At 70.6% G+C, this 17,810-nt stretch carries 13 protein-coding genes and 1 pseudogene; 8 read left to right on the top strand and 6 right to left on the bottom strand.

Annotated features, from left to right (window positions below):
• Positions 1-43: 43 nt before the first annotated feature.
• The 3 genes and pseudogenes from OG792_RS03610 to OG792_RS03620 form a co-directional block, all read right to left on the bottom strand.
• Positions 44-1,297 (bottom strand): phosphatidylserine decarboxylase, encoded by a 1,254-nt coding sequence (locus OG792_RS03610; RefSeq protein WP_329107291.1) that lies wholly within the window; start codon positions 1,295-1,297, stop codon positions 44-46.
• 330 nt (positions 1,298-1,627) lie between these two features.
• A pseudogene (locus OG792_RS03615) lies at positions 1,628-1,873 on the bottom strand (hypothetical protein); the annotation flags it as partial.
• Entirely contained in the window at positions 1,870-3,564 is a 1,695-nt protein-coding gene (locus OG792_RS03620; RefSeq protein WP_329107293.1) for a PspC domain-containing protein, read from the bottom strand. The pseudogene OG792_RS03615 and the gene OG792_RS03620, both read right to left, overlap by 4 nt.
• A 251-nt stretch (positions 3,565-3,815) precedes the next feature.
• Between OG792_RS03620 and OG792_RS03625 the strand changes: the two genes are divergently transcribed.
• From OG792_RS03625 to OG792_RS03655, 7 genes are all read left to right on the top strand, one after another.
• On the top strand, positions 3,816-5,012 hold the full coding sequence (locus tag OG792_RS03625) for a PspC domain-containing protein (protein WP_442932440.1): 1,197 nt from the start codon (positions 3,816-3,818) through the stop codon (positions 5,010-5,012).
• Positions 5,013-5,041: 29 nt separating this feature from the next.
• Positions 5,042-5,719, top strand: a complete 678-nt coding sequence (locus tag OG792_RS03630) for a response regulator transcription factor (RefSeq protein WP_329107294.1) — start codon at positions 5,042-5,044, stop codon at positions 5,717-5,719.
• 299 nt (positions 5,720-6,018) lie between these two features.
• Positions 6,019-7,656 (top strand): peptide ABC transporter substrate-binding protein, encoded by a 1,638-nt coding sequence (locus OG792_RS03635; RefSeq protein ID WP_329107296.1) that lies wholly within the window; start codon positions 6,019-6,021, stop codon positions 7,654-7,656.
• A 211-nt stretch (positions 7,657-7,867) separates the two neighbouring features.
• A complete protein-coding gene (locus OG792_RS03640; protein WP_329107298.1) occupies positions 7,868-8,803 on the top strand; it encodes an ABC transporter permease in 936 nt (311 codons plus the stop codon).
• On the top strand, positions 8,796-9,740 hold the full coding sequence (locus OG792_RS03645; protein WP_329107301.1) for an ABC transporter permease: 945 nt from the start codon (positions 8,796-8,798) through the stop codon (positions 9,738-9,740). Before OG792_RS03640 ends, OG792_RS03645 begins: the two co-directional genes overlap by 8 nt.
• Before the next feature lie 9 nt (positions 9,741-9,749).
• Positions 9,750-10,784 (top strand): ABC transporter ATP-binding protein, encoded by a 1,035-nt coding sequence (locus OG792_RS03650; protein ID WP_329107303.1) that lies wholly within the window; start codon positions 9,750-9,752, stop codon positions 10,782-10,784.
• Positions 10,777-11,787: an ABC transporter ATP-binding protein gene (locus tag OG792_RS03655; protein ID WP_329107305.1), complete on the top strand. Its 1,011-nt coding sequence runs from the start codon at positions 10,777-10,779 to the stop codon at positions 11,785-11,787. Before OG792_RS03650 ends, OG792_RS03655 begins: the two co-directional genes overlap by 8 nt.
• Before the next feature lie 185 nt (positions 11,788-11,972).
• Here the strand turns inward: OG792_RS03655 and OG792_RS03660 are convergent, their stop codons facing one another.
• On the bottom strand, positions 11,973-12,287 hold the full coding sequence (locus OG792_RS03660; protein WP_329107307.1) for a chorismate mutase: 315 nt from the start codon (positions 12,285-12,287) through the stop codon (positions 11,973-11,975).
• A 268-nt stretch (positions 12,288-12,555) separates the two neighbouring features.
• Positions 12,556-14,391: a bifunctional metallophosphatase/5'-nucleotidase gene (locus OG792_RS03665; protein ID WP_329107309.1), complete on the bottom strand. Its 1,836-nt coding sequence runs from the start codon at positions 14,389-14,391 to the stop codon at positions 12,556-12,558.
• Between the two features lie 161 nt (positions 14,392-14,552).
• On the opposite strand from OG792_RS03665, the gene pcrA reads away from it, so the two are divergent.
• Positions 14,553-16,991, top strand: coding sequence for a DNA helicase PcrA (pcrA, locus tag OG792_RS03670; RefSeq protein WP_329107311.1), 2,439 nt, complete (start codon positions 14,553-14,555; stop codon positions 16,989-16,991).
• A gap of 13 nt (positions 16,992-17,004) precedes the next feature.
• On the opposite strand, the gene OG792_RS03675 is transcribed toward pcrA, so the two are convergent.
• Positions 17,005-17,784 carry a M23 family metallopeptidase gene (locus OG792_RS03675; RefSeq protein ID WP_442932441.1) on the bottom strand — a complete coding sequence of 260 codons (780 nt, stop codon included), beginning with the start codon at positions 17,782-17,784 and terminating at the stop codon, positions 17,005-17,007.
• Between the last annotated feature and the right edge of the window lie 26 nt (positions 17,785-17,810).

Consider the following 17,810-nt stretch of genomic DNA (forward strand, 5'->3'; position numbering starts at 1 on the left):
GTGCCCCGGGAGATTCCCGGAGCGCCCCCGACCCATACCGCGCTCAGCTCCAGCGGGCGATCACCGACGCACCGCCGATCACCCTGTCGCCCGGTCCGACCAGCGGGTCGGCCGCCTCGGCGGGCAGGTAGACGTCGGTGCGCGAACCGAACCGGATCAGACCGATCCGTTCACCCCTGGCCAACAGTGACCCCACCGGCGCGCGCTGCACGATCCGGCGGGCGATCAGCCCGGTCCGTTGCGCCACCACGACCGTGCCCCGTTCGGTCTCCAGCACCGTGTACGCGGCAACGTTGTGCTCCGCGGCCGGCCTCATCGCGGCGGCGAAGCCACCGTCGGCGACGAAGTAGTCGACCACCTTGCCGGCCACCGGTGACCGGTTGACGTGCACGTCCAGTACGGAGAGGAAAACGGCGATCCGGAGGAACTCGCCGTCGCCGAACCGCTCGTCGGTGAGCCGTTCGACCGACAGCACCCGGCCGTCGGCGGCGGCGACCACGGCCGACTCGTCGTCGGGCAGGTCACGCTCGGGATCCCGGAAGAACGCGGCCACCGGGGCGGCGGCCAGTGCGGGCACCAGCCAGAGCCGGGACTTCGGCCGGGTGAGCTTGGCCAGTGCCGCCAGGCCGAGGGCGATTCCGGCGGCGGCGACACCGTTCGAGTCGATGTGCATGGTTCGGGTGATCGGGACGCTGGACGGCCGGTAGACCGGTGCCAGCCGGGCGGCGGTCGAGACATCCGCCGGGGTGTACCGGAGCCGGTGGATCCGCAGCGGTGGTTGGTTCAGTACGACCAGGTCGGTACCGACGCCGAAGAGCGCGGCCTGCCGGTCGAGTTCGGTGTCGGCGCCCTCGGTCTTGCCGGGCATCGCCGGCACCGACACGGCCAGCACCCCACCCTTGACCAGCTGTGCGTCCAGCTGGGCCAGGGTGGCCCGGGTCTCGTCGACGGTGCCGGTCAGCGGGAGGGCGGCCAGCACGATCTCCGCGGGTTGGGCGTCGGTGATGTCGTTGACGATCTGGATCCGGTCCGCCACCCAGGGGCCGTAGGCGGCGATGTGCGCGCGGAGCCGCGTCGTGTCCCCCGGCTCGGCCGGTACGACGGTGAGCAGGTCACCGGGGAGCAGGGCGCTGATCGCGGCGTCGAGCACCGCGGTGTCCGCCTGTGCCCCGACCAGCAGTGCGGTCTTCGACCCGTGGTGTCGGGCCAGTTCGGCGGTGAGCGTACGGGCGGCCCGCTCGCCGAGGCGGACCGGCCCCTGCGGAGCGGGGGTGGGCACGGCGGGGGACTGGGTCATCTGGGGCGGGCTCCTCGGTGGGTGAGGGCGGGCGAGTGTGACTCGTCCCGGCGGGGCCGTAACCGGTCTCGTGACGCGAACCGGCCGGCGGAGTGGAAAGCTCCGCCGGCCAGTTTATGCGCGACCCCCGCCGGACCACAGCGATCGGTATCAGTCCCGGTGATCGTCCGGGCGGGGCCGGTCGACATCGCCGCTCGGTGGAGCCGGCAGCGGATCGGTGGTGGTCGGGTCGATCCGGGGAAATTCGTCCGTGCGGTAGCCGTACTCGGCGGTGGTGGGTTCGATGGTGGTGAATCCGGCCGTGGCCGGGTCGGCGGCGTCGGGGTCCAACCCGGCCGATGAGGTCGGCGTCGGGCCGGCGTCGGTCACCGGGGCGGCGGCCGGGGTCGAGGAACGGCCGGAGCGCAGCGCCCCGAGCAGACCGAGTACGCCGACCAGGATCAGCCCGCCGGCCAGGATCCAGCCGACCTCGGGCACGGCCAGGTCGAGGAACTGGGCGACCAGCCACCAGCCGGCAACCCCCAGGAAGATCAGTGCGAACACGAGGGACACGCCGTCGGTCCGGTGCGCCTTCATCGGTAGACCTCCGCATCACCGGCGTTGACGTGCAGGAACAGTCGCAGATTTCCGCCACCGGGGCCGTCCGCGCCCAGGTCGGTGACCTGCCGGGACGGGTTGTTCACTCCGCTCCACCGGTCACCGAAGATCCGGGCGTCACCGGCGTTCACGTCGGCGTTCGTGGTGACGTCCACGTCGGCCGGCACCACCACCCGGAGCTTGCCGAAGTTGACCTGCACCGTCACCTGGACGTCCCGGTCGGTGAAGTCGACGCTCGACAGGTCGAGGGTGCCGTCGCCGAACGTCGTCTCGTACCGGGTGGCGAGCTCTTCGACGCTGGTCGGTGTCCAGACCGTGGTGCCGCTGGGTCCGCCGGCCGGGTCGATCGACTGGGCGACGCTGGAGATGCCGAGCGCGGCGGTGGCCACCAGGCCGAGGGCGATCAGCCAGCGGGCCCGGCCGAACCAGGCACCGACCAACAGGCCGAGCGCGATCGTGATCAGCGCGGCGGCGAAGTAGGTGGCCGGCGTGACCTCGATCCGGTTGCCGACGTCCAGGATGACCACCAGGCCCAGGGCCACGAAGATCAGCGAGAAGGTGGCGGCGCCGAGCGGTGACCGCTCCCGGGGCGGCTTCGGTGGCTTGCCGCGCCGGGTGGTGGGGGCCGCACCGGGCCGGTAACCCGGCGGTTCGCCGACGCCGCCGGCGTACGGGCCGTGCGGGGCGAAGGGCGGGCGGTAGCCGCCGGGAACCGGGCCACCGGGCGCACCGCCGGGTGCCGGGTACGCGGCACCCGGCCAACCCGGCGCCGGCCCGCTCGGCGGCATCGGGGGCGACGGCATCGTCGCCGGGCCGGAAGTGCCGGGGTACGCCGGGCCGGAGGCGCCGCCGTACACGGGTGCGGGACCGGCCGGCTGTGCCGCTGTGGCCGGGCGGTACCAGTCCGGGTACGACTCGGCCGCCGTGGCCCCCGTCGCCGGCCCGTACGGCCCGTACGGCGCCGGTCCGGCCGTCGCCCCGTACGCCGGTGGGTACGTCGGTCCGGCCGGCGCTGGGGGCGGTGTGCCGGTGGCACCACCCGCGCCTCGGGCGTTCCGGTTGAGCAGCAGCGCGCCGCCGATCAGGATCGCCGCGCCGAGCATGATGGCCCGGAACGAGTCGGTCACGATCAGCCCGAACATGACCGCCACCAGCAGTCCGAGAACGATCACGGTCACCGGTGACATGCTGGACCGGCCCCGGCCCAGCATCGACTCCACCGGCGAGGCGCTGTCCCCCTCGGCCGGGATGATCAGCCAGGCGGCGACGTAGACCAGCACCCCGATCCCACCGAAGAAACCCAGTACGGCGAGCAGCACCCGCCACAGGATCGGGTCGGTGTTGGTGGCCCGGCCGATGGCCGCGCAGACCCCGGCGAGGTAGCGCCCCTCGCGCGGCCGGACCAGCCCGTACCGGGAGGTGAAGCCGGCCGGGCCGGCGGGCGGCGGGCCGGGCGGTGGTGCGTACCCCCAGGGGGGTGGGTCGGCACCCGGCGGCGGCCCGCCGGTCGGCGGTGCTGAGCCGGGTCCGTTCGGTTCGTGCGGGCCGGCCGGGGCGTCGGCCCCGGCGGCCGTCGTCGGCGAAGGTGCCGGACCGGGCAGCGGGGGCTGCGGCGGGTCGGCGCCCTCCGTCGGGGCCGGTCGTCGTGACGCGGCAGCTTCATCGGTCATGGTTACGAGTTTCGTCTCCGGTTGGTCCGAGCGACCTCCGGCGCGAACCCTGAAGCCACCCTGAGATCTCCGGCCGCAATGTTCCGGGGCCTCCCCGTGGTCAGCGTGCCCGCCCGCGTGTGACGATCGAATCCGCAGGCCGACGACCGGATCGCCCCGACCGCCGGCACGACCGTTCGACCGGCCCGACCAGGGAGTCACCGATCAGTACCGCCACCGAGCCCCGCCTCTACCGCGCCCGCCGCCGCCGCATGGTGGCCGGCGTGGCCGCCGGCATTGCCGAGCACCTGGGCATCTCGGTGGTCCGGGTACGGGTCGCCTTCGTCGTGCTGCTCGGGCTCAGCGGCCTGGGGCTGCTGCTCTACGCCGCGTTCTGGGCGGTGGTGCCGGTACGCCCCGACGAGACGGATGCCGCACCCCGCCGGGACATCCTGGAACTGCTCCCGTTCGTGGCCATCGGGCTCGGCGTACTGGTGATACAGATCATGGTGTTCGGCTCCACCGGCGTCGCCGGCACCGCCGGCTGGCTGGTCGCCATCATCGCCGTCGGCGCCGGGGTGATCTGGCACCAGTCGACCCCCGAGCGGCGCCGGCAGTGGAGCGAGACCATGCCCGTGCCCTGGCTGGGGGCGGTGCTGGAGGAGAGCGACCGGCGGGCCTTTGTCCTGCGGTTCATCGGTGGCGGTCTGCTGGTGGCGGTCGGGGTGGTCGGGGTGGCGGCGGTCTACTCGCCGCAGGCGAACTTCGACGCCGTCGCGAACGGGGTGATCTTCGCCTTCGTCGGGCTGGCCGGGGTCGGTGTGGTCGCCGCGCCGGTGCTCTGGCGGATGTTCAACCAGTTGCGTACCGAGCGGGAGGGGCGGATCCGGGAGCGGGAACGGGCCGAACTCGCGGCGATGGTGCACGACCAGGTGCTGCACACCCTCGCCCTGATCCAGCGCAACGCCGCCGACGTCAAGACCGTGCAGCGACTGGCCCGGGGGCAGGAACGGTCGCTGCGCAACTGGCTCTACAAGCCCACCGGTTCGCCGACGGAGCGGTTCGCCGCCGCGCTGGAACACGTGGCCGCGGAGGTCGAGGACACCTTCGCGATCAGCGTCGAGACCGTTGTCGTCGGCGACCGGGAAACCGACGAGCGGATCGCGGCGTTGGTCGCCGCGGCCCGGGAGGCGCTGGTCAACGCCGCGCGGCACGCGAAGGTCGAGACCGTTTCGCTGTACGCCGAGGTCGAGCCGGAGCAGGTGAGCGTCTTCGTCCGTGATCGCGGGGCCGGCTTCGACCCGGCTACCGTTGAGGACCACCGGCACGGCGTACGGGGATCGATCATCGGGCGGATGGACCGGCACGGTGGCCGGGCGGAGATCCGCAGTGAGCCGGGCGACGGCACCGAGGTACGGCTGATCATGCCGACCGCCCCGGCCGGCGCCGGCTCGGCAGGCAACTGGTGACACCGTGGTCGGCGGAGCGAGGAGAGGTCATGACTGAGGACAGCGGGACGACCGAGGGGGCCGCGCCGCGGCGGTTGCGGGTCTTCCTGGTCGATGACCATGCGATGTTCCGGGCCGGGGTCCGGGCCGAGTTGGGGGTGCACGTCGACGTGGTCGGCGAGGCGAGCACGGTGGCCGAGGCGGTCAGCCGGATCGCGCTGACCGTACCGGACGTGGTGCTGCTCGACGTACACATGCCCGACGGCGGCGGCCGGGCGGTCCTGGACGCGATGCGCCGCACCCATCCCGGGATCCGCTTTCTCGCGCTGAGCGTGTCCGACGCGGCCGAGGACGTGATCGGTCTGATCCGGGCCGGGGCCCGGGGGTACGTCACCAAGACGATCTCGCCGGACGAGCTGGCCTCGGCGGTCCGCCGGGTGGCCGACGGTGACGCGGTGTTCAGCCCCCGGCTGGCCGGTTTCGTGCTGGACGCCTTCGCCGCCCGGCCGGACGCGCCGGTGGCCGATCCAGAGCTGGACCAGCTCACCAACCGGGAGCGGGAGGTGCTCCGGTTGCTCGCCCGCGGGTACGCCTACAAGGAGATCGCCAAGGAGTTGTTCATCTCGATCAAGACGGTCGAGACCCACGTTTCCAACGTGTTGCGCAAGCTTCAGATGTCCAATCGCTACGAACTGTCCCGCTGGGCGGCGGACCGCCGGTTGGTCTGACCGGGCGCCGTTCACCCCGGGTACACACGTACGGTGCGCGTCCGACATCCGACAGTATCCATGGCGGTCGTGGTGTGATCCACGGCGGGTGGTCGGTGTGCGGGTCCCGCCCCTGCTCTTTGTGCTCTCGCGGCGGCCGGTTCAGGTCGATCTAGCTGGGCAAATGGTGATCTTGGTCAGTATTCACCGAACGCTCTCGGTCTAACGGCTTGATAACGGCACCTTCACGGAACGGGCGTTCGGTGTCACAGTGTCAGTCACCTCACACCCCCTCGTGAGCGCCCTGAGGAGGCACTCCCATGCGCGGGAAAACCCTGAAGATGGCGGTCGCTACGACCGCCATCACGCTGATTGCTACAGGTTGCAGCAGCGGCGACCCGGAGGAATCCGGTTCGTCGAACAGCAACGCGGTCGTCTCGATCGAGATCGCCGAGCCGCAGCACCTGATCCCATCCAACACCACCGAGACGAGCGGGGCGCAGGTCCTGTCCGCGCTCTTCTCGCCGCTGGTGGACTTCGACAAGGACAACAAGCCGTTCGAGGTCGCCGCAGAGTCGATCTCGTCGACGGACAACACCCTGTGGACGATCAAGCTGAAGGACGGCTTCACCTTCCACAACGGTGAGAAGGTCAACGCCGACAGCTACATCAACGCCTGGAACCACGGCGCGTACGGCCCGAACGGCAACGGTGGCTCCTACTTCTGGGAGAAGGTGGAGGGCTACGCAGACCTCCAGTCAACCGACCCGGACGGCGCGGATGGCCCGCAGAAGGCCCCCGAGCCCAAGGCCAAGAAGCTGACCGGTCTGGCGAAGGTCGACGACCTCACCTTCACGGTGAAGCTGTCCGCCCCGTTCAGCGAGTTCAAGGCCGTCCTGGGCTACACCTCGTTCTACCCGCTGCCGGCGGCGGCGTGGCAGTCCGAGGGCGTGCTCAAGGAGGGCTTCGAGGACGCGATCGTCGGTAACGGCGCGTTCAAGATCAAGGGCTCCTGGCAGCACGACCAGGGCATCGAGGTCGAGCGGTACGACGCCTTCCCCGGCACCAAGCCGAAGGTCGGCGGCGTCAACTTCAAGATCTACCAGCAGCTCACCTCGGCCTACGCCGATTTGCAGGCGGACAACCTCGACGTGCTCAAGTCGATCCCGACCGAGAACCTGTCCACCGCGCAGACCGAGCTGGGCGACCGGTTCAAGCAGTCGCCGGCCTCGACCTTCCAGTTCGTGGCCTTCCCGACGTTCCAGCCGGAGTTCGCCAAGGCGGAGGTCCGCAAGGCGATCTCGCAGGCGATCGACCGGGACGAGATCATCAAGGCGGTCTTCAAGAACTCGCAGACCGCGGCCCGCTCGTTCGTCTCGCCGGTTGTCGCCGGGTACCGGGAGAACACCTGCGGCGACGCTTGCGTGTTCGACGCGGCCAAGGCGAAGGCGGCGTACACCGCTGCCGGCGGCCCGGCCAAGCTCCAGATCTCGTACAACGGTGATGGTGGGCACAAGGAGTGGGTGGACGCCACCTGCAACCAGCTCAAGACCAACCTGGGTGTCGAGTGCGTCGGTACCGCCGAGCCGAAGTTCGCCGACCTGCTGACCAAGGTCGAGTCGAAGACGCCGGTCGGCATGTTCCGGCTCGGCTGGGTCATGGACTACCCGTCCATGGAGAACTACCTCGGCCCGCTGTTCGGCACCAACGGCTCGTCGAACTACTACGGGTACAGCAACCCGGCGTTCGACACCCTCGTCAAGGAGGGTGCCGCCGCGCCGAGCCCGGAAGAGGCGATCAAGAAGTACCAGCAGGCCGAGGACATCCTCGTCCAGGACATGCCGGTGATCCCGCTGCGCTTCGGGCAGAACACGTTCGGCCACTCGTCCAAGGTCAAGAACGTGGAGATCGACCTGTTCAACCGGGTCGACCTGTCGAAGATCGAAGCCGTCAGCTGAACTGACCGCTGAGCGGCGGATGGTCCGAGTCACCAGTACGAGTTCGGTGGCTCGGACCATCCGGCGTGGTCCGCCGGTCGGGTGGTGCCCGCCGCGGACCATCTCCGTGGCGTCGCCGGTGACCGTGCGGTGACGCCATCGCCGCGTACCCCCTCTGCGGTCCGCTGTCCACAAGGCAGCCATCGACGCCTGTCCCATGAAGGACGAAGACATGTTCCGTTTCATTGTCCGGCGCCTGTTGCAGATGGTCCTCACGTTCATCGGGGCCACCCTGCTCGTATACGCGCTTATGTTCAGCAACCAGGGCAGCCCGGCACGGGTCATCCAGTCGCTGGTCGGCGAACGCCCGGTCACTGCGGCCCAGGTCCAGGCCCTCACCGAGCGTTACCACCTGAACGAGGGTTTCTGGGTCCAGTACGGCTACTACATGAAGGGCCTGCTGCAACTCGACTTCGGCACCTCGCTCACCGGCCGCCCGATCGGCGACATGATCGCCCAGGCATGGCCGGTGACGATCCGGCTCGCCGTGATCGGCGTGCTGTTCGCCGTCCTGTTCGGCGTGACCGCGGGTGTCGTCGCCGGCATCCGCCGGGGCGGTGTGTTCGACAATGCCACGCTGATCCTCACCCTGCTACTCATTTCCGTCCCGACGATCGTGCTCGCCCCGGTGGCCCAGTACTTCTTCGGCATCGAGCTCAGCTGGTTCCCGCCCACCGCCGGCGGTGATCCGACCTGGTGGGCGTTGGTCCTACCCGGCCTGGTGCTGGGATCGCTCTCGCTGGCCACCTACTCCCGGCTGACCCGCACCTCCGTGGCGGAGAACCTGCGCGCCGACTACGTCCGCACGGCAAAGGCCAAGGGCCTGTCCCCGCGTCGGGTGATCGGGGTGCACGTGCTGCGCAACTCGCTGATCCCCGTCGTCACCTACATCGGCATCGACATCGGTGGCCTGATGAGCGGCGCGATCATCACCGAAGGCGTGTTCAACATCCCCGGCGTCGGTTTCAACCTCTTCCGCGGTATCCGTACCGAGGACGGGCCGCTGGTGGTCGGCTTCGTCAGCCTGCTGGTCATCGTGTTCCTGATCGCGAACCTGATCGTCGACATCATGTACGCCGTGCTCGACCCGAGGATCCGCTATGAGTAATCTCGAATCGATCGCCGCGGCCGAGACCCCCGCCGCGAATCCCGCCCCGGTCGGCCCGCCCGGCGGTGCCAAAATTGACAAGCCCCGCAGTCTGGCCGGTGACGCCTGGCGGGACCTGCGCCGCAATCCGATTTTCTGGGTCGCCTCCGCGCTGGTTCTGCTGTTCGTCGTGATGGCGATCGTGCCGCAGTTGTTCACCCCGGCCGACCCGGCCAGTTGCGCGCTGTCGCGGCAGTACGCCCCGCCGAGCGGGCGGGCCTGGTTCGGTTACGACTTCCAGGGCTGCGACCTGTTCGCGCGGACCATCTACGGCGCACGGGCGTCCATCCAGGTCGGTGTCTTCGCGATGCTGCTGGCCGGGGTGATCGCGCTGGTCGTCGGGTTGTCGTCGGGCTACTTCGGCGGCTGGGTGGACACCCTGCTGTCCCGGTTCACCGACATCGTGCTCGGCATCCCGCTCCTGCTGGCCGCGATCGTGCTCGGCAAGCGCCTGGCCGGCGACCGGGCGGGCACCGGCATCTGGACCGTGGTGATCGTGCTCGGTGTGCTCGGCTGGACCACCGCGTCCCGGGTCATGCGTTCCTCGGTGATCAGTGCCAAGAACCAGGACTACGTGGCCGCCGCCCGGATGCTCGGGGCCGGGCACGGCCGGATCATGTTCCGGCACATCCTGCCCAACGCGCTCGCGCCGTTCGTGGTGGTCATGACCATCGCGCTCGGCGGCTTCATCGCGGTCGAGGCCACCCTGTCGTTCCTCGGCATCGGGTTGAAGGCACCGGCCATCTCCTGGGGGATCGACATCTCCAGTTCGACCGTGCGGGTACGGGAGAACAGGGCCCCACTGATCGCGCCGTCGGCGTTCCTGGCGATGACCGTGCTCGCGTTCATCATGCTCGGCGACGCGATCCGCGACGCTTTCGACCCGAAGCTGCGGTAGGAGATTCCGGTGACCGATATCAAGGCACAGATCGACGTCCTGCCCGGCCTGGACCCGACCGCCCCGCTGCTCCAGGTGAACGACCTGCACGTGGAGTTCCGTACGGCCAACGGGGTGGCGCGTGCGGTGAACGGCGCCAACTTCAGCCTGCAACCGGGGGAGACCCTGGCCATCCTCGGCGAGTCCGGCTGCGGCAAGTCCGTGACCGCTCAGGCGATCATGGGCATCCTGGACACCCCGCCCGGTTACGTGACCAAGGGCGAGGTCCGCTACCGGGGCCTCGACCTGCTGAAGCTGCCCGAGGAGCAGCGGCGCAAGGTACGCGCCAACCGGATCGCGATGATCTTCCAGGATGCGCTCTCCGCGCTCAACCCGGTCTTCTCGGTGGGCTTCCAGCTCGACGAGCTGTCCCGGGTGCACCGGGGCATGTCCAAGAAGGACGCCCGGCGGCGCTCGGTCGAACTGCTCGACCTGGTGAAGATCCCGGCCGCGAAGCAGCGGGTGAACGACTACCCGCACCAGTTCTCCGGCGGCATGCGCCAGCGGGTGATGATCGCGATGGCGCTCGCGCTCGACCCCGAGGTGCTGATCGCGGACGAGCCGACGACCGCCCTGGACGTCACCGTCCAGGCCCAGATCATGACCCTGCTCGCCGAACTCCGGCGGGAACGCAACATGGGCCTGATCCTGATCACCCACGACATGGGGGTGGTCGCCGACGTCGCCGACCGGATCTCGATCATGTACGCCGGCAAGGTGGTCGAGGAGGCGGGGGTGTTCGACGTCTACGCGCGCCCGGCACACCCGTACACCAAGGCCCTGCTCGAATCGATCCCGCGGCTGGACCTCCGGGGCCAGCAGCTCAACGTGATCAAGGGCCTGCCGCCGAACCTGATGAACATCCCGCCGGGCTGCGCCTTCAACCCGAGGTGCGGGTACGCCCAGGACGTCTGCCGGGCCGACCCGCCGCCGCCCGCGTACCAGGTGGCCGGGGACCGGACCGCCCGTTGCCACTTCTGGAAGGACGTGTTGGGCGATGAGTGAGGTCGTGCTGCGTACCCAGCAGCTGGTCAAGCACTTCCCGATCACCCGCGGCATCGTGTTCCAGAGCCAGATCGGCGCGGTCCGCGCCGTGGACGGGGTCGACCTGGAGCTGCGCCGTGGAGAGACCCTCGGTGTGGTCGGCGAGTCCGGCTGCGGCAAGTCGACCCTGGCGAAGCTGCTGGTCGGGCTCGAAAAGCCCACCTCGGGCGGGATCGAGGTCCGGGGCGAGGAGATGAGCCGGCTGACCGGGCCGGCGATGCGGCGCGCCCGGCGCAACATCCAGATGGTGTTGCAGGACCCGTACACGTCGCTGAACCCGCGGATGACGGTCGGCGACATCATCGGCGAGCCGTTCGACATCCACACCGACGTCCTGCCCCGGGGTGACCGGCAGGAGCGGGTGCGGCAGCTCATCGATCTGGTCGGGCTCAACCCGGACCACATCAACCGGTACCCGCACCAGTTCTCCGGTGGGCAGCGGCAGCGGATCGGGATCGCCCGTGCGCTGGCGCTCAACCCGGAGATCATCATCTGTGACGAGCCGGTGTCGGCGCTGGACGTGTCGATCCAGGCTCAGGTGATCAATCTGCTGGAGAAGCTCCAGGACGAGCTGGGTCTGTCGTACGTGTTCATCGCGCACGACCTGTCGGTGGTGCGGCACATCGCCGACCGGGTGGCGGTGATGTACCTCGGCAAGATCGTGGAGATCGGTACGAACGAGGAGATCTACGAGCGGCCGACCCACCCGTACACCCAGGCGCTGTTGTCGGCGGTGCCGGTGCCGGACCCGACCCTGCGCGGGCTCCGGGACCAGATCGTGCTGGAGGGCGACGTGCCGTCGCCGGCCAACCCGCCGTCGGGTTGCCGGTTCCGTACCCGGTGTTGGAAGGCCCAGGAGATCTGCTCCCAGGAGGACCCACCGCTGGTGGAACGGGAGCATTCCGGCCACCCGAGCGCCTGCCACTTCGCCGAGGAGCGGGACGTGGTGCACGCGGTCGAGTAGGCCGGGTCAGACGCCGGCGGCCGGGCCCCACCCGGTTCGTCCCGCCGGTGAAGGTAGTGCCTCCTCAGTCCGGGGCGTCGGTCGTCATCCATGCGACCGGCGCCCCGGGTCTCGTCCGGCCCCCGACGTACGACGGTTGGCGGGCCCGGAGGGGACGCGGCGGGCTCCGGGCGGGCCGGCCGGAGTCAGAGCGGCCCGCGGCCGGCGCGGAGCACCAGCAGCGCGAGCTGCGTTCCGTCGGCACCCAGGGCGGTGCGGAACTTGTCCAGGATCTCGCGCTCGCGGGAGAGGACCAGGCGGGTGCCGCCGGAGGCGACCCGGGTCGCCCCTACCTGTTGGGACAGGCTCGCCCGTTCCTGCCAGAGGGCGATCAGGGCGCTGTCTATCTCGTTGATCCGGTCACGCATGGCGAGGATGCGGGCCGCGGCCTCCGGCGAGTCGGTGCCGGTCTGCGGGTCGGCGGACGGGTTTGCTGGCTGCTCAAGCATGTGTGCGGTCATTTCTGGGCTCCTGAGCGGGTTGGCCCCTGACAATTCCAGACCCCGAAGCGAAACGCCCCGGGCTCCAGGAGCCCGGGGCGTTCGTAGGTTTTAGATCAGGCGCTACCTACGGCTGCCGGACTCCCGGAGCCATAGTAAAAGTAGAAGTGCGCCTGCTGGATCACGAACCGAGTATGCCCACCAGTTGGCTTCTGGCGCAAGCGCCTCGCTGAGGAAGGGCCGCTTCCTGTCGTTTTTCTGGATGAAGGGCCCCTTCCCCAGGCTCGCGTCAGCCGAGGCGGGTGATCCGGTTGGCCGGTCCGGGTGCGATGGGGCCGCCGGCGCCCAGGTGGCCGACCAGGGCGTCGACGTCGAAACCGGGCGCGGTGGTCCGGTCGGTGCCCCCGGTGAGCAGGGTGAAACCGTCGCCGCCGTTGGCCAGGAAGTCGTTGGTGGTGACCCGGTAGCTGGCGGCCGGGTCGACCGGCACGCCGTTCAGGGCCAGGCCGCTGACCCGCTCGCCGGCCGGCAGGCTGGAGTTGAAGCCGTACGTGAGCCCGGCCGAGACCTGGAGCACCCGCTGCGAGGTCTGCCCGCCGAAGCCGACGAACTGCTGTTCGAGCACATCCTTGAGCTGTGCCCCGGTGAAGGTCTGGGTGACCACCAGGTTGTTGAACGGCTGGACGGTGAACGCCTCGCCGTAGGTGACCTCACCGGGCGCTTCGCCCCCGGCCGAGGTGCCGTACGGCAGCGAGGCGCGGATGCCGCCCGGGTTCATCAGCGCGACCTGCGCCCCGTTGGCGGCGGTCCAGGCGAGTTGGGCATCGGCGATCACGTCGCCGAGCGGGCTCTCCTGGTTGGGCTGGTTGTCCCGGACGATGTCCGAGGTGATCCGCCCGACGACCCGGTTCGCGATCGGGGCGACGGCGGTACGGTACTTGTCGGCCAGCGCCTTGGCCCGGGGCTCCACCAGCGCCGGGTTGCGGACGAAGTTGCCGGGGGTGGTCTGCTGCCAGGTGCCGTCGGCGTTGCGTACGCCGTTCTCGACGATCACGTTGCGCGCGGTGATCTCGGTGAACCGGCCGGTCCGCCGGTCCAGCGAGTAGTCGATGTCGCTGATCAGCTGGCCGTTGGTACCGGCGCTGGTGACGACGGTGTTCGCGCCCGAGGAGTTCGGCAGCGAGCAGGAGTAGGCGCGGTGGGTGTGTCCGCTGACCACGAGCCCGAACTCGGGGCGCAGCCCGGCCACGATCGGCTTGAGCGGGCCGGAGAAGTTGGTGCAGTCGGACGGCCCGCCGGACTGGGCGCCGCCCTCGTGCAGGAGCAGCACCTGGGCCCGGACCCCGGCGAGCTTCAGCAGGCTGCTCCACAGGTTGGCGGTCTCGATCTCGTCGGTGAACCGGACCGAGCTGATGCCGGCCGGGTTGACGATGCCCGGGGTGCCCTCCAGGGTCAGCCCGACGAAACCGACCGGTACGCCGTCGACCAGCCGGATGTCCACCGGCGGCAGGATCGGCAGCCCGGTACGCCGGCTCACCGTGTTCGCGGCGAGGTAGGTGAACCGGGCGCCGCGGAAGCCGTCGCCGTCCTGGCAGCCGTCGACCGGGTGGCAGCCGCCCCGGTTGATCCGGAGCAGTTCCTCGACGCCCTCGTCGAACTCGTGGTTGCCGACCGAGCTGATGTCCAGCCCGATCAGGTCCATCAGTTCGATCGTCGGTTCGTCGTGGAAGGCGGCGCTGACCAGCGGGGTGGCGCCGATCAGGTCACCGGCGCCGACGGTGGTGCTCTTGCGGCCCTCGGCGGCGGCCTCGGCGCGCAGTTTCTTCAGCCAGGTCGCCAGGTATTCGACGCCGCCGGCCGGGGTGCCGTTGACCGCCGCGCCGCTGCCGGTCGGCGGGTCGATGGCGCCGTGGAAGTCGTTGTAGCTGAGGAAGTTGCCCTTGGCCGGGTGGCCGGTCGGCTTGGCGTACGAGACCGACACCGGGTTGAGCGCGGTCCACTGCTCGGTGGTCGGCGCCGGTTGGGCGGCGGGGGCGAACGGCAGGGTGGTGACGACGGCGAGGGCGAGGGCCGGCGCCGTGAGGTGCCGCAGGATCGCCCAGCCGCGCGGGCGTGCTTGGCTCATCAGAAATTTTCCCATCGAGTGCGGTAACGCTGTCCGCGTTGGTATCCGGTCATCGTTCTTGATCGGGGCCGAACCCGCCAGGCGAGTCAGGTGACGAGTTGGTTGCCGGACGGCAGGGGAGAGCGGGTGTTGTCGGACCGGCGGCCTAGACTTGCGCTGCGATGCATGCCCTCTTCGAAACCCCGCCGGTCCAGTCCCCGCCGCCGCGTCCGCCGTCCGGCGCGGCCCTCGATCCACAGGCCCTGCTCAGCGGGCTGAACGGCCCTCAGCGCGACGCCGTGACGCACGCCGGTTCACCGCTGCTGATCGTCGCCGGTGCGGGGTCGGGCAAGACCCGGGTGCTGACCCACCGGATCGCCTATCTGCTCGCCGCCAGGCAGGTGCATCCCGGTGAGATCATCGCGATCACCTTCACCAACAAGGCCGCCGGCGAGATGAAGGAACGAGTGGCGGCCCTGGTCGGGCCCCGGGCCCGGATGATGTGGGTCTCCACGTTCCACTCCGCCTGCGTACGGATCCTGCGGGCCGAGCACGAGCACGCCGGCATGAAGTCGACCTTCTCCATCTACGACGCCGACGATTCCCGACGGTTGATGCAGATGGTCGCCCGGGAGCTGGACCTCGACCCGAAGCGCTATCCGGCGCGCGGGCTGGCGGCCCAGGTTTCCAACCTGAAGAACGAACTGGTCGACCCGGAGGAGTTCGCGGGTCGGGCGAAGGGTCCGAACGAGCGCGCGCTGGCCGAGGCGTACACCCGCTACCAGCAGCGGCTCAGGGAGGCGCACGCGCTCGACTTCGACGACCTGATCATGACCACGGTGCACCTGTTGCAGTCCCACCCGCACGTGGCCGAGAGCTACCGGCGCCGGTTCCGGCACGTGCTGGTCGACGAGTACCAGGACACCAACCACGCGCAGTACACGCTGATCAAGGAACTGGTCGGCAGCGAGCCGATCGGCGACGGTCCGGACGCGCTGGCCCCCGGTGAGCTGTGCGTGGTCGGCGACGCCGACCAGTCGATCTACGCCTTCCGGGGCGCCACGATCCGTAACATCCTGGAGTTCGAGCGGGACTTCACCGACGCCCGGACCATCCTGCTGGAGCAGAACTACCGCTCCACCCAGACCATCCTGAACGCGGCCAACGCGGTGATCGACCGGAACACCTCCCGCAAGCCGAAGCGGCTGTGGAGCGAGGCCGGGGCCGGCGAGCAGATCGTCGGCTACGTCGCCGACACCGAGCACGCCGAGGCCGACTGGGTGGCCCGCGAGATCGACCGGCTCACCGACGAGGGGCTGACCCGGCCGGGCGAGGTGGCGGTCTTCTACCGCACCAACGCCCAGTCGCGGGTGTTCGAGGAGGTGTTCATCCGGGTCGGGCTGCCGTACAAGGTGGTCGGCGGGGTGCGCTTCTACGAGCGCAAGGAGGTGCGCGACGCGCTCGCGTACCTGCGGGCGGTGGTCAACGACGACGACACGGTGAGCCTGCGCCGGGTGCTCAACACCCCCCGCCGGGGGATCGGTGACCGGGCCGAGGCGTGTGTCGAGGCACTGGCCGCACGGGACCGGATCTCGTTCGGGGCCGCGCTGCACCGGGCCGGTGACGCGCCGGGGATCTCCACCCGTGCCGCGAACTCGATCGCCGACTTCGTCGCCCTGCTCGACGGTGCCCGCGAACTCGCGGCGACGGCCGCGCCGGAGGAGGTGCTGGAGTCGCTGCTGACCCGCTCCGGTTACCTCAGTGAGCTGGAGGAGAGCCTCGATCCGCAGGACGCCGGGCGGGTGGAGAACCTCCAGGAGCTGGTGAGCGTCGCGCGGGAGTACACCGAGCGGGTCGAGGCGCAGTCCGAGGACGGAACGGGCGCCACCCTCGCCGGTTTCCTGGAGCAGGTCGCGCTGGTCGCCGACGCGGACCAGATCCCCGACCAGGCGGGTCCGGCGGCCGACGGCGAGGAGCCGGAGCAGCACCAGGGCGTGGTCACCCTGATGACCCTGCACACGGCGAAGGGGCTGGAATTCCCGGTCGTCTTCCTCACCGGCCTCGAAGACGGGGTCTTCCCGCACCTGCGGGCGCTCGGCGACACCCGCGAGCTGGAGGAGGAGCGCCGGCTGGCGTACGTCGGCATCACCCGGGCCCGGCAGCGGCTCTACCTGTCCCGGGCGGTCACCCGTTCGGCCTGGGGGCAGCCGTCGTACAACCCGGCGTCGCGGTTCATGGCCGAGCTGCCGGCCGACCTGGTGCGCTGGGAGCGCACCGAAGGGTCGTACACCTCGTGGTCCGGCACCGGCGGCGGCGTGGGTGGGCGGTCCGGCGGCGCGGCGGCCGGCTCGGCCGGTCGCGGCGGCGGCTTCACCGGCGGTACGCCGAAGGCGGCGCAGCTCGCCAGCCGGCTCGGCGTCGACGCCAGTCGACTCACCACCGCCAGCGAACTGCGCCAGACCCCGAAGGTCGAGGCCGGGGACCGGGTCAACCACCAGCGGTACGGCCTCGGCCGGGTGCTCGCGGTGGAGGGACACGGGCCGGGTGCGCGGGCACAGATCGACTTCGGCGACCAGACCATGTGGCTGGTGCTGCGGCACGCGCCGGTCGAAAAGCTCTGACCCGTCGGGGCGCTCAGCAGCCGAGGTCGACGCCGTGTGACCGCATGAACACCGCCGGGTCGATCTGGTTCCAGAGTCCGCCCTGGTGCACCTCGAAGTGCAGGTGGGGGCCGGTGGCGTCGCCGGTCGCGCCCTCGTACCCGATGGTCTGACCGGCGGTGACCCGGTCGCCGACTCCAACCGCGGTCCGGTTCTGGTGGGCATAGTGGGTCAGGATGCCGTTGCCGTGGTCGATGACCACCGAGATGCCGTACCCGTCATAGGCCGCCCCGGCGGTGACCACGGTGCCGGCGGCGACCGCGTGGATCGGGGTGTTGTCCGCCCCGGCCAGGTCGATGCCGGCGTGCAGTACGCCGCCGCGCATGCCGTAGCAGGAGCTGACCGGGGCGCCGGGCATCGGGCTGACCCAGGCCGGGCTGGCCTTCGTCGGCTTGACGGTGGTCCGGGCCGGCTTCGGCTTCGGGCTGGCCTTCCGGGTGGCCGGTGCCGCGCTGGTCGGCGCGACCGGGGTGGCCGGGACGGCGGTCGGGGTGGCGGCCGCGGTCGGGGTCGGCAGGTCGGTGGGGACGGCGGTCGGTGAGCCGTCCAGCGGGTCCCGTTCGGAGCGGTCGGCCCGGTTCGCGGCGTTGGTGCGGGCGAGGGCGTCCTCCGCGACCAGTGCGGTGTTGTCCGGCCGGTCGCCGTCGCCGCCGACGGTGATCGCGGCGACGCCGAAGCCGACGAGTACGGCCAGCCCGGTAGCGATGTACGCGCCGCGGCTGACCCGGCGCCGCGCGGCCCGGTGGCGGGCCACCCCGGTATCGGGCTGGTCGTCGTGCC

It is taken from the genome of Micromonospora sp. NBC_01699, from assembly GCF_036250065.1.
Lineage (GTDB): Bacteria > Actinomycetota > Actinomycetes > Mycobacteriales > Micromonosporaceae > Micromonospora_G.

What these genes read in the sequence shown, in the direction of transcription:
- OG792_RS03610 (WP_329107291.1), bottom strand. Translation starts at nt 1,297, where the DNA reads ATGACCCAGTCCCCCGCCGTGCCCACCCCCGCTCCGCAGGGGCCGGTC.
- OG792_RS03620 (WP_329107293.1), bottom strand. Translation starts at nt 3,564, where the DNA reads ATGACCGATGAAGCTGCCGCGTCACGACGACCGGCCCCGACGGAGGGC.
- OG792_RS03625 (WP_442932440.1), top strand. Translation starts at nt 3,816, where the DNA reads ATGGTGGCCGGCGTGGCCGCCGGCATTGCCGAGCACCTGGGCATCTCG.
- OG792_RS03630 (WP_329107294.1), top strand. Translation starts at nt 5,042, where the DNA reads ATGACTGAGGACAGCGGGACGACCGAGGGGGCCGCGCCGCGGCGGTTG.
- OG792_RS03635 (WP_329107296.1), top strand. Translation starts at nt 6,019, where the DNA reads ATGCGCGGGAAAACCCTGAAGATGGCGGTCGCTACGACCGCCATCACG.
- OG792_RS03640 (WP_329107298.1), top strand. Translation starts at nt 7,868, where the DNA reads ATGTTCCGTTTCATTGTCCGGCGCCTGTTGCAGATGGTCCTCACGTTC.
- OG792_RS03645 (WP_329107301.1), top strand. Translation starts at nt 8,796, where the DNA reads ATGAGTAATCTCGAATCGATCGCCGCGGCCGAGACCCCCGCCGCGAAT.
- OG792_RS03655 (WP_329107305.1), top strand. Translation starts at nt 10,777, where the DNA reads ATGAGTGAGGTCGTGCTGCGTACCCAGCAGCTGGTCAAGCACTTCCCG.
- OG792_RS03660 (WP_329107307.1), bottom strand. Translation starts at nt 12,287, where the DNA reads ATGACCGCACACATGCTTGAGCAGCCAGCAAACCCGTCCGCCGACCCG.
- OG792_RS03665 (WP_329107309.1), bottom strand. Translation starts at nt 14,391, where the DNA reads ATGAGCCAAGCACGCCCGCGCGGCTGGGCGATCCTGCGGCACCTCACG.
- pcrA (WP_329107311.1), top strand. Translation starts at nt 14,553, where the DNA reads ATGCATGCCCTCTTCGAAACCCCGCCGGTCCAGTCCCCGCCGCCGCGT.